Source organism: Chitinivibrionales bacterium, from assembly GCA_035516255.1.
Classification (GTDB): Bacteria; Fibrobacterota; Chitinivibrionia; order Chitinivibrionales; family FEN-1185; genus FEN-1185.
Map to the genome: position 1 here is coordinate 157,037 of DATJAL010000052.1, position 11,724 is coordinate 168,760.

Below are 11,724 nucleotides of genomic sequence, written 5' to 3' on the forward strand. Positions count from 1 at the left end.
TAAACATATAAACATTAGAGTTATGGTCACATTTCCGGTCACGAGGCGGCCAGCGATAATCGTGATAATAGCGTTGGTCATCACGATAATTGCGATCAAAGGGCTCATAACCTGAAGTTCGCCGTTCAAATCAGAGCATGTCGTAGTAACGCTGTAAAATAGGCGTTAATTCAGGTTTCAAGAGGCACAACTTTTTGACAGATTGTATTAATTCCATAAAATTCAACCCATGCGTCCGGCATCCCCTGATTTGACATCCGCCTCCGATAATGCCTATATTCCCTTGTGACAAACATTTTTTCCAATTCAGTTTCATAAAATCATGGAGCCTTTTTATGAAATCGCCGTTCATCGCATTCGTCGTCATCATTGCCGCAACCTGCTTTTCCGACCTTCTTCCCTCCGACCGCACAGTCGCCTGGGAAGGCAACGTGGGTGTCCCGGGCGGCATTCCTCATCGCACCGCCATCTACAAGACCATTGATTCCGTCACTTACGGCAACGGCGCGACTGATGCGGCCCCCGTCCTGCAAACCACAATCACCGCCTGCCCCAATGATCAGGTAATCTACCTGCCGTCGGGCACCTATCTTGTCTCCAAGTCCCTTGTCATAAATCATCCTGTCATCCTCCGGGGCGCCGGGGCGAACCGCACCACGCTCGTCACGGGCGACCGGATACTGTTCTCTCCTGCCAGCGGAAGCTATCCCGGCGGAGCAGTGGGCAATGTGGTTAATTGGACCGCCGGCTACAACAAGGGCGACACGGTCTTGACTCTTGCGAGTGTTGCCGGCCTGAGCGTTGGGCAATCCATTGTCCTTGACCAGCACAACGATACCTCCATTGTGCATGTACCCGGTGTCGGCGGGATCCAGACCACCTATTCGCGGGCGGATGACGGCAATTTTGCAGGCGGCACGAACCGGGCGCAGGGGCAGATGAACGCAATCACGGCCATCAATGCCGCGACAAGCCAGATCACCGTCCAGGTTCCGCTGTATTACACCTTTAAAAGCGCTCTCGCGCCACAGGTGTTCTTCTGGGCGGGAAACATGAAAAACGCGGGCATCGAAGACCTGAGGATCGACTCCAGAAACAACAGCTCCAGGGCAGTTGATTTCGAATTCTGCGACTACAGCTGGGCCAGGGGCGTCGAGGTGGCGAACCCAGCGCGTTCGGCCATCGCCTTTGTCCTTTATTGTTTCCGGCCCGAGGTGCGCGACTGCTACATCCACAACAGCCAGCTTCCGTTCGGGCCCACGCGCTACGGCATCGAACTGGGGGACGTTTCAGGCGCGCTTGTCGAGAACAACATAGTGAGCAGCGTGGTCGGCCCGGTCGTCACCATCAACTGGATAAGCGGATGCGTGATTGCCTATAATTTCATGCAGAAGAACACGTTTCAAAACGGTGCACAGACCGCCTGGCAGTTCTGCTCCATTGAAACGCATATGTGCCATTCTTTTCAAAACCTCGTGGAAGGGAATATCGCCACCGCGTACGACAACGACGTGTATTGGGGCTCGGGAAGCCATTCGACAACTTTCCGCAACCGTTTTGTCGGGTATGACGGTCCCATGGACAGCCTTTACATAAACGGAACGCACGCGGTAAGGGTGGACGCGTGGAACCGGTACATGAGCCTTGTGGGCAACGTGATCGGCTGCACCGGATGGCACCGTTATTATGAGCTCGACCCGGCCAACTGGAAAGGACAGGACGACCGGTTCGCCGTGTATGCCCTCGGGTGGTGGGATTACATCAACGATACGGCAGATTACGATCCAGTGGTGAAATCAACCATGCTTCGCGGCGGAAATTACGATGTTGCCACGAACGAAGTGATCTGGCGCAGCAATGTTCCCGCGGGCGAGGACTCCGCGACGTACCTGACTCAGCAGGCTCTGCCGCCGTCGCTGTATCTTTCGCAAAAACCCGTCTGGTGGAACGCCTCGCCCTTTCCGCCAATAGGCCCGGAAATAACAACGGGCGACGGCCCTGGCGCGCACACCTTCGCGAATCCCGCGAAAGACTGCTACGACCGTTCGCCCAAAAACCCGGACACCACGCTCCAATTCAATGCCGATACCTGCTATTGTGCCGGCCTCGCCGCGAAAGTTGCGCCGCCGGCGCGCAGGAATACGTTTTCCCTTAGCGTTTCGCCGATCAGGGGATCGCGGTTCACCATTTCCGTGCAGGGAGTCGAGGCGCCTTTTTCGCTGCGCATATTCAACCTCCAGGGCAGGCTGGTGAAGACCTTGGCTTACGATGAGGTAAAACGGACTGCGGAGGCTTATCGCACGGTCTGGACGGGCATCGATAATCAGGGGAACAGGTCAGGGCGTGGGATATATTTCATAACCGGCAGCATGAAGGAACAGCGGGTGGCTGCGCGCGTGCTGCTGTATTGAACGAGGTAGCGCCATCAAATCCAAGTTTCTTTCATTGCCTGTCAAAGGATAAGGCTTGACAATACGAAATGTCGGGCCTTTTTCATTGCCCGACGATAAAAATATGATCTGTCAATTTGGATGGCCTGCTGGCAAGCTGGATCACGATTGTTTAGTTTTGAGCGGCAGATGAACCTTCATCCCAGATCCAGCCCAAACATAAAGAGGGCGCGGCGTCGATACGGGGTGAATGCCTTTTGTTATGGCTGGTTGTTAAAAATGGTATTGCACGGCCATAAGGCGCGTCACCATGCCGCTGCTTTTCACCAAAAAACAGCCGCGGCCCTTGACATTTGCGATCTTTCTTCCGTGAAGATCATAGAGCTCGATTTTCCCGCTGCCTGCGGCGTTGAGCGCCCTCACCGTCCCGTCTGCGCCGATTTTGAAAACCGGCGTTTGCGAAGCGCTTGACGTATTGCGAACCATCGGCGTTATTACCGGCACGCTGCTGCGATAGGTGTTCCATATGTAGGTTACAAACTGGTTCTGAGCGCCGCTTGCGTCGGGCAGGCTGTCATTCATCCATCGGTCGACAAAGTCAAAGAACGCATCATGGTTCCATATGCCTTTTGCGTTGAGCAGAAGTGCCGAAAGCATTTCCCCAACCCAATACGGCACGGTGCAGCAGCCGCGGTAGTCCGGGCATCCGTCAACCAGGCCGGCGGGATCGCGGCAGTCCTTTGCGCCGCTGCCGGTGCAGCCGCTCTGGAAATAGTTCTGGCCGCTGCCGCAATTCCATCCCCAAAGAGCCTTTCCGTTTTTACCGTAGTAGGTCTGGTCGTTTTCACCGAAATTGCCGTCCGCCGCATAGTCAATTCCCGCCCCGAGCATGGCTGAGTCGTTCAGCATGAGGCCGGCAAAAACAACGGGCCACTTGCGCCCGCTGAAATGCCCGCCCAGCCGCCGCCCGCCTTGAGAACGCCGTAATTGTCGATGCCGAGCTGGATCATGTTTCTTGCCACCATGATGCGGTCCGCGACGTTGAGCAGGACATAGAGCGATGCGTCGCTGACAAAGTAGACGACGTCCCTTCCGTAGCAGGGCTCGCTGTCGCCGATTTCGCTCCACCAGTTGTCCTCGGCACAGCCGTATTGGATGGTCCAGTTGCACAGATGATCGACGCGCGGCCCGCGTGAGGCATGCTGCAGGTCGGTGCCGCTCGGCGCCGATGCGGGCCTGGGAAGACTGGGCAGCACATTCCAATGGACTTGATTTGTGGTAAAGTACTTTTTATACTCGCCCGCGTAGGACGGCCGGAACGTTCCGGTGTCCGGCGCGGAACTCACCGCGGTAAGGACCGCCTGCGACTGCAGCACGCCGACATTTTTATAATCAGGACCGTCCGGCTTGCTCACGCTCGAAACCATGGACTGGCCGGGCTGAAGCGTGTAGGGAAGGGAAACCCGGTCGGTGGTGTCGAAATCCGCCCGGTTGTCATAGCCCTGGCGCCCGCCGCGCGGATTGACGCAGGTGCCGTTGCGCGTTGCGGTCGGGGAAGGCGAGACTGAGGCAACAGTGGCCGGGCCCACCACCCACCAGTCGCCGGTCACAAACTGGCCTGCTTCGCAGGGTTTGTCAAACGTCCAGGTGATGCCGAATTGGGTTATGGAAGAAACCGTTGCGCTGGATGATGCGGCCGGTATCATCACGACGACTATTAACATTGATAAGATCATTTTCTTCATGTGACGCCCCTTTCGGCCGAGCCGCAACACAACGACCACCACTATCCACTGGCGTTGCAAAGCGGCGGTTCGATTCGGATTATTTGCACCCCCCGCAGACGTTATTATAAAATAAGGATATTCGGAGGGGAATCTAAATTTATTTTGAAGCAGGCTCGCGTTGAACTCAAATAATTCTTCACCCGTTTTCATTGGAGGACGTCCATGCGCCTGATTTTTATCAATATCCTTCTGTTTACCATTATCGCATTTTTCAGCGTGTCGGCCGAAGAACCGTGCCTCAAAAACGCCTGGTCCTCTTTCGGCAAAAAAGACTATAAAACCGCAATTACCTATTGCGACACCTGCATCAAAAAATTCGGCAAGATCTCCCTTGACCAGCAGGCAAAGCTGGAAAAGGACAGCGTGCCGTTGCCGCCCGCGGGAAAAGTGGACAACGAGGCCGAGAAAAACAAGATCTTTTCGCAGGGGCTCATCAATGACGTGGCCACGTCATTTTGGATTAAAGGCGAGTCCGCGGAGCATCTGTATGAAACCTCCAAGGACAAGAAATATAAGAACCTGTCCCAAGAAGCGTTCAAAGGGGCGGTTGAATTGAATTACGGCCGATGCTGGGATCCCAAGGGATGGTTCTGGTCGCCGGGCGACGCGGCGAAGAAGAAGCTGACTGCCAAGTAGGGTTGACATGGGGAGCGTATGATAAAAAAGGCGCTGCCGCACCGGCAGCGCCTTTTTTATTTAAAGCCTACGTCCGAAGGGCGGGGCGGTCATTTCCGGCACAATGCCTTTGCGGTGAACACGTGCCCATCGGCCTCCATGCGGATAAACGCGAGCATGTTGACGGAGGGCAATTTCCTGCTGAAATACCCCGCCGGCATCATGCCGTCGGCAAGCGTGGCGATGCAGCGCCCCGCGACGTCGTACGCCCTGACCAGCACGCGCGCGCTCTTGGGAAGCGCGAACGACACGCTTCTCGACGCGACACGAAGATCGAAGCGCGCCGGCACCGCCTGTATTGATTTGTTAAGGACCGGCGTCGTTCCGTTAAAAATATAAGCGACCGGTATAAAAAATGTCTTTATGATCGTCGCCCCATTGGCCTTTGTCATCAGGATCCGGAGCGAATCCACCGTGACCGGGACGCCCTGAGAATCCGCTATCCCGAACATGGTCCGGCCGCTGTCTGAACCGATTCCCGCGGGGAACAGAATCGACCCCTTGTCCCATTCGCGGCCGATCACGGCGCCGTGGTACAACGGATCAACGTAGATCCGCACCGCCGTATCGGCGAAATAACTGAACGTAATGTGCATCGTGTCCTTGAAATTGAGCGTTTCCGGCGACGCGGGCGAGATTTGCACATTGTAAACCGAGTCGGAGCCATAGACGTATGAAACGGGAATAAACATGTTGACAAACGTGTCTTGCTGACTGGAATCTTTCATGATTGCCTGAATTGAATCGATACGGCCGATCCCTGAAGTGGGGGCGATGATATACCTGGACATGGTGTCGCTTCCCGCATCAATCGGCAATGCACCTTGACTGGCGCCTACATATTTGCCCTGCCACATTCCCAGGCACCAGATCAACGAGCCATGGCTCCATACCGTGGTGTAGTTGAAATTCGCATAGACCTTCTGCCCATTGGCAAGGACGCCGGGGCTCGGCGGTGCCAGAACAAAGTTAGAGAGCGAGCTGACCGGCTCGTAATAAATCCGGATGGTTGCGGGAGCAACCATGTCAACCGACCGCCATACCGCGGAATGAATGTGCCAGAAAAGACCTCCTGAGCTCGATTGTTTTGCCGAATCAAGATTGCAGTACGTCGTGCCCCCGATCACAACACTGTCGGCCTGCGCATGGACCGTGCCGTTCGCGTTGTAGGTGACGATGCGCAGCGAGAGGTCATAGCCATATTTGAGGACCTGCAGCTTTCCATAAAGCCCGGTTTTCGTTATGTAAATCAGTACCGTTCCCGTTGGAATCTGGTTCGAGACGCTGTCGCTTCCGTCAAGCGAGCTGTAGGGGATGATAAATGAGGAATCCATGGACAACGTCAGATTGTCGAAGGAAACGATGTTCGGTTCGTAATATATCCCGATCGTCGCCCCGTTCATCATGGTCAGGACCCGGTTGTTGCCACCGATGATGTCCCAATGAAAGTCCGCGGAGGGGGCAAGGGTTTCCTTTGCCGAATCAAGACTGCATTCGAACGTCCCCCGTATTTCAACGCTGTCCGCTTGCGCATGCACCGTGCCGTCCGCGTTGTACGTTACAATCTTCAGCCACAGGTTGTACCCGTAGTTGACGACTTCCATTTTCCCCAGCAGCCCGCTGTTTGTTTTGTAAACGAGGATCGTTCCCGTGGGGATCATGTTCGACGAGCTGTCACTCCCGTCGATGGAGCCGGCCGGAATGGTGAACGACGCGATGGTCGCCCGCGTCAGGTTGTCGAACGACACCGTCTGCGCGAAAGACGACCACGCCAACACCAATCCTGCCGCAATCGAAATCAAACATAACTTTTTGAACCGCATACGTCTTGCTTCTCCTTTCATTGAAGTTTAGTAAAGTAAGGTAAAACTGCCGTGGCGGTAAAAATTATATGACACCTTTCGGCGTCTCATTATCGGAACGGCATCGGTCACGGGGGAGATGTTGGTTGCCTAGCGATAATGAATGCAACCGGTTTCTATCTCACGCTCCTGATGCACCTTCGCATCCTTATCACGCCATCCGTTTTCGGGTTCCTTCCTGCAACACAACGTCTAATTATAAGGTTTTATGAAATTTTTGTCAACGTGATTATGCACGAATGACCGGTGATCGTCTCCGGTTGCATTTTCCCCGATGGAAAAGGCGCTGCGTGCAAGGCAGCGCTTTAGCAAATTCCAACTTCAATCAAAGCGCGGCCGTTATTTTGGCTTCATCCCGAGCCCGATTCCGTAATAGGCAGCCACCTTGTCGCGGAACGCCGGGCCGTAAATCCTTCGTCCGTCGATGACCACCGAGCGCTTCATGAGCTTGTTGAACGTCGCCGCGCTCAGCCGCTTGAACTCGTTCCATTCGGTCACTACGATGCAGCAGTCTGCGCCCGTGATGCATTCCTCGGCGCTTGACGCGTAGGATATTTTTATCGTGTCCTTGATGAACCTGTTTTGGGCGTTGGGGACCGCCACCGGATCGTACGCCACTATGTCGGCGTTCTCGGCAAAGAGATGGTTGGCGATCTTGATGGCCGCAGCCTCGCGCATGTCGTCAGTGCCGGGCTTGAACGAAAGACCGAGCAGCGCGATGCGCTTGCCCTTGAGTTCCCCGAGCGCCTTGCGCACGAGGCTCACCACGTGCGACGCCTGCTCGATGTTGACCTCCTCGACCGTCTCGAGGAGCGCGGGCTCGATCTGCCGCAGCTGGGCGAACGATATGAGCGCCTTGACGTCCTTGGGGAAGCAGGACCCGCCGTAGCCGGCGCCTGCGTTGAGGAACACCGGGTTGATGCGCCAGTCCGCGCCGATGCCCTTGACCACCTCGTAGATGTCGATTCCCGGAATGCTCTCGGCGATCCTGGCCATCTCGTTTATGTAGGAGATGTTCATGGCGAGAAACGTGTTGCGGCCGTATTTGACCATCTCGGCGCTCTCCAGGTTCATGCGCAGCACCGGCACCTTCTGCCCTTTGTAAAGCTCATTCGCGAACGCCGCCAGGAAATCGCCGGACTTCCTGTCGAACTCGCCGATCACCACGCTGTCGGGCTCGGACGTGTCCTTGACCGCCGCGCCCTGCCGCAGGAACTCCGGGCTCATGCACACGCCGAAGTCCCTGCCCGCTTTTTTCCCCGAATATTGCTCGAGCAGGGGAATGATCACGTTCCGGGTGGTCCCCGGCACAATGGTGCTGCGCGCGACGATCACGGAGTATTTGTCTTTTTTCTTGAGGGCCTTTCCGATCGCCGCGGCCGTGTCCTTGACAAGGCTCAAGTCCGCCTCGCCGCTCACCAGGCTGGGCGTGCCCACGGCGATGAAACAGATATCGGACTTCAGGGCGGCTTCCTCCCTGCCGTGCAGCGCCTTGAGCGTGCCTTTCTTCACCGTTCTCTTGATAATGGGGGCGAGGTCGTTCTCAAAAAACGGCGCCTTGCCCGCGTTGATCGTGTCGACCTTGGCCTTGTCCTGGCTCGAGGCGAGCACCGTGAACCCCCGGTCCGCAAACACCGCTGCCGCGACCAGTCCCACGTATCCGGTGCCGAGGATCGCGATGCATTTGTCTTTTGGCATGATGGAGCTCCTTTATGAAAGGTTGATGGAAAGATGATAAAAATAATTTTTGGCACGTGAAAGGAGCCGATATCGAGGGTTACACTGCCGTCGTAAAGAGATAGATGATGATTTTCTGACCGCTGAATTCCGATCGCTTATTCATCAGACCGCTTCGGTATAATCCAAATCCTTCCCGTATGTCTCCTCGATCTGCGCAAGCGCGATGAAAGCAATGATGACAATGACCGCTCCGATCAGAATTGCCGAAGGTAAAGTTCCAATTCCGGGCCGCAAGCCCTTAAACGCAATGGTGAGGAGCGCGGTGAGGCCGCGCACGAAGTTCGGGGCGGTGATCGCCGCGGTTGCGCGCAGGTTCGTGCCGAACTGCTCGGCCGAAATGGTGACGAACAGCGCCCAGTAGCCGCAGGCCCACCCGATAAACCCGCACAGGCCGTAAAACACCGGCAGGGAGGCGCCGCCGCACAGGAAATAGGCGGCGCAGGAAACGGCGGTAATGATCATGAACGCGAGAATGACTTTGTTCCTCGTTTTAAATACTTGGCTCAGGTATCCGTTTGTCAAGTCGCCGAGGGAAAGGCCGGCGTAGTAGAGCAGCACCGTCCTGCCCGCCAGCGGCGCCGGCGAAAGCCCGAGCGCAGCGCCGATTTCGGGCGAGAAGGTGATGAGGATGCCGATGGCGTACCAAATCGGCATGGCAAGCAGTATCACACAGGCGTAACGCCTGAGCCTTTTCGCATTGGTGAAGAACGCGAGGAAATTCCCGCGCGCCACGTTTTGCGACTTGACCTGCGCGAACAGGGCCGATTCCCGCACGCCGAGCCGCAGCAGCAAGAGCATGAACCCGAGCCCGCCGCCGATGAAATAGGCGGTGCGCCACGCGAACAGGTCTCCCACCAGCGACGCGCTCACCACGCCGAGTACGCCGATGGCCGCCACGAGCATGGTGCCCCAGCCGCGGCTGCGCTTCGACATGAGCTCCGAAACCAGCGTGACCCCTGCGCCGAGCTCGCCCGCAAGGCCGAGCCCGGCGGCAAATCTGCACGCGCCGTAAGCCGCGACGCCGTTTACCATGCCGTTGGCAACCGTAGCGGCAGAATACAAGATGATGGAGCCGAACAGCACGCGGCGCCTTCCCCAGATGTCGCCGATAATGCCCCAGGCGATCCCGCCCGCGAGCATGCCCAGGAGTTGCGCGTTGAGCAGGTCTATGCCGGTTGACAAAAGCGCATTGCCTGCGACGCCGAGCGAAGCGAGGCTCTGGTTGCGAACGATGCTGTAGAGGAGCAGGTCGTAGGCGTCGACGAAAAAGCCCAGCGCCGCCGCGACTACGGCAAGGGCGATGGCAACGCGGGAGGGATTCTGGTTCATGATGCTGGGGTATTTTCCAAGGTTATTTGCCGCTCGGCAGTAAGTCAAACTTCGGGATAGCATGCAGGTCTGAAAGCAGGGAACAGTGGTCGCGCCAATACACGTGCATCTGGGGCTTCACCCACGAATTGTCGTGAAGCGTTCCCGCGCCGATCACCACCGTGTTCGGGCTCGAGGTCATATCGGCATAGAGCGCCGTTCCGCAGCGGGAACAGAAATGGCGGATCAGCGGTTTGCCGCTGTCCCCGAGGTATTCGTATTTTGTCAAATTGTTTCCCGTTGCCTTGAAGTCGGATTTGTTCAAACCGACAACCACCGAAAAAGCCGAGCCCGTGGCCTTTTGGCATGAGGAGCAGTTGCATATCGCGGTGAATTTCGGTTCGGAAATGCATGAATAATGCGTTGATCCGCAATGGCAGGAGCCTTCGATTTTCGGCATTTTTCCTCCATGATTGATCGCCATGAACGTTATAGATAAACTAAAATCCGCGCGGACGGTCAACTTTTATTAAATAGGGCATTTGACATCACCTCAGTGGCGCGGTATTTTCATGTATTATGAGGAAAATTGAAAGCTCTGGCGGCGGAATTCTCACCAAAGTAACAGGAGGCTACCATGAAATCAGTGCGTTTGTTCGGTATGTATGCGATTATGGCCGGAATCATCATCATTCGGTCTTCCAGCGGACAATGCACCAAGGACACCGACTGCAAGGGCGACAGGGTTTGCGTCGATGGAGAATGCGTGGAGCCGCAGAAATCGAAAACTGAAGGTTCTTCGGCTTCTGAACCTGAAAAAACAGGCAAAACGGGAAATCCAGGATGGGCGTTCGGCGCGGCCATCACCGGATATGCGTGCGCTCCCGTTATCCTGGGGCTTGGCATCGCCTCCGCGGCGACCACGGGAAGCGACGCCTCCCTTCCGCTCGGCGTCAGCGCATTTTCGGTGGGCGTGGCCACGTTCCCCGTGACCGCCGTGGGCGGGGCCTCGGCCCGCATGAACTCGGGCGCGCGGGGCGTGCTCGGCCTTCGGATCCCAGGCTACATCGCTTACGGCCTTGCGCTGGTAAACGGCGGCGTGCTGATCGCCTTCAGCATTGCCAACACGAATGTGACCATTCCCGCAGCCCCCATCGTCACCTGCGCCGCCCTCGGCACCGCCGGCTGCGTGCTCATGTCAACCGACGCGCTCATCTCCGCGCGCCAGGCCGCCAGGGGCGGCTCCAGCGATGCGGACCATCAAGGCACCTTGCGGCTTTCCCTTGTTCCGGCCCGTAAAGGGGCGGGGATGCGGGTTGAATATTTGTTTTGATGAAGGCCGGGTAGAATGAGCCCATCAGGATCGGAATGCTAAAATGATCGCGATGGAGTGGTAGTATTCTTGGCGATAATTTGAGAGGGATTTCTGACCGCGCAAGAGCTATTTCTTTTTTCCTTTTTGGCTGCTCTCCCGAAACCTGAATTTCGTGATCCTTGAAATCAAGCCGTAAGGAATTGGCTTATGGAGAGGAATTTTTATTGTACCTTTTGTTGTCTCATATTCCTTCAACTCTTTTTTGAATTTCGCGACGCCGCTTGACGTGGGGAAGATGCTGACGTGGTCTGAAAAGGCCGCGAAATAAATTAAAATGCCGTTTTGTTTGAACGCGGGCATTTGATAGCTCATGACCTCCTGAGCGCCAGGTACGGCCTTGCGGATCACCGCGCGGATTTTCTGTAATTTATCCTGGATATCACCTGGGAATCCGGTTATGTAATCATCAATATCTTTTGGGGCATTGCTTTTCATTCTTAATTCTCCTTTCGTGGCATCTTAAAGTTTCTGTCAAGTGGAATACTATCAAAAAACGCGCCAAATGCTCAACCAGTAATGTCATTTGGGCATGGATTTCATAAATTAAAATTCGCCAAATAAAATTGTATCTCTCCTGTAAAAAACTC

Annotated in this window: 10 protein-coding genes; 3 read left to right on the forward strand and 7 right to left on the reverse strand. The window is 55.8% G+C overall.

Features of this window, described 5'->3' with window-relative positions; genetic code table 11:
* Window positions 1-335: 335 nt before the first annotated feature.
* Complete coding sequence (locus VLX68_16055; GenBank protein HUI93756.1) at window positions 336-2,411, forward strand: glycosyl hydrolase family 28-related protein; 2,076 nt, start codon at window positions 336-338, stop codon at window positions 2,409-2,411.
* 252 nt (window positions 2,412-2,663) lie between these two features.
* Here the strand turns inward: VLX68_16055 and VLX68_16060 are convergent, their stop codons facing one another.
* Window positions 2,664-3,299 carry a hypothetical protein gene (locus tag VLX68_16060; GenBank protein HUI93757.1) on the reverse strand — a complete coding sequence of 212 codons (636 nt, stop codon included), beginning with the start codon at window positions 3,297-3,299 and terminating at the stop codon, window positions 2,664-2,666.
* A complete protein-coding gene (locus VLX68_16065; protein ID HUI93758.1) occupies window positions 3,293-4,135 on the reverse strand; it encodes a hypothetical protein in 843 nt (280 codons plus the stop codon). The genes VLX68_16060 and VLX68_16065 overlap by 7 nt, the downstream gene beginning before the upstream one ends.
* 204 nt (window positions 4,136-4,339) lie before the next feature.
* Here VLX68_16065 and VLX68_16070 point away from each other — a divergent pair, with 204 nt between their 5' ends.
* The gene (locus tag VLX68_16070; protein HUI93759.1) at window positions 4,340-4,813 is read left to right on the forward strand and encodes a hypothetical protein; all 474 of its coding nucleotides are present in this window, start codon (window positions 4,340-4,342) and stop codon (window positions 4,811-4,813) included.
* Window positions 4,814-4,902: 89 nt separating this feature from the next.
* Here the strand turns inward: VLX68_16070 and VLX68_16075 are convergent, their stop codons facing one another.
* The 4 genes from VLX68_16075 to VLX68_16090 form a co-directional block, all read right to left on the reverse strand.
* Entirely contained in the window at window positions 4,903-6,627 is a 1,725-nt protein-coding gene (locus tag VLX68_16075) for a hypothetical protein (protein HUI93760.1), read from the reverse strand.
* Window positions 6,628-7,053: 426 nt separating this feature from the next.
* Complete coding sequence (locus VLX68_16080) at window positions 7,054-8,412, reverse strand: UDP-glucose/GDP-mannose dehydrogenase family protein (protein ID HUI93761.1); 1,359 nt, start codon at window positions 8,410-8,412, stop codon at window positions 7,054-7,056.
* 144 nt (window positions 8,413-8,556) lie between these two features.
* A complete protein-coding gene (locus VLX68_16085; GenBank protein ID HUI93762.1) occupies window positions 8,557-9,783 on the reverse strand; it encodes an MFS transporter in 1,227 nt (408 codons plus the stop codon).
* 22 nt (window positions 9,784-9,805) lie between these two features.
* On the reverse strand, window positions 9,806-10,222 hold the full coding sequence (locus VLX68_16090; protein HUI93763.1) for a GFA family protein: 417 nt from the start codon (window positions 10,220-10,222) through the stop codon (window positions 9,806-9,808).
* 177 nt (window positions 10,223-10,399) lie between these two features.
* Between VLX68_16090 and VLX68_16095 the strand changes: the two genes are divergently transcribed.
* Window positions 10,400-11,095: a hypothetical protein gene (locus VLX68_16095; protein HUI93764.1), complete on the forward strand. Its 696-nt coding sequence runs from the start codon at window positions 10,400-10,402 to the stop codon at window positions 11,093-11,095.
* A gap of 108 nt (window positions 11,096-11,203) precedes the next feature.
* Here the strand turns inward: VLX68_16095 and VLX68_16100 are convergent, their stop codons facing one another.
* Window positions 11,204-11,572, reverse strand: coding sequence for a DUF1801 domain-containing protein (locus tag VLX68_16100; GenBank protein HUI93765.1), 369 nt, complete (start codon window positions 11,570-11,572; stop codon window positions 11,204-11,206).
* Between the last annotated feature and the right edge of the window lie 152 nt (window positions 11,573-11,724).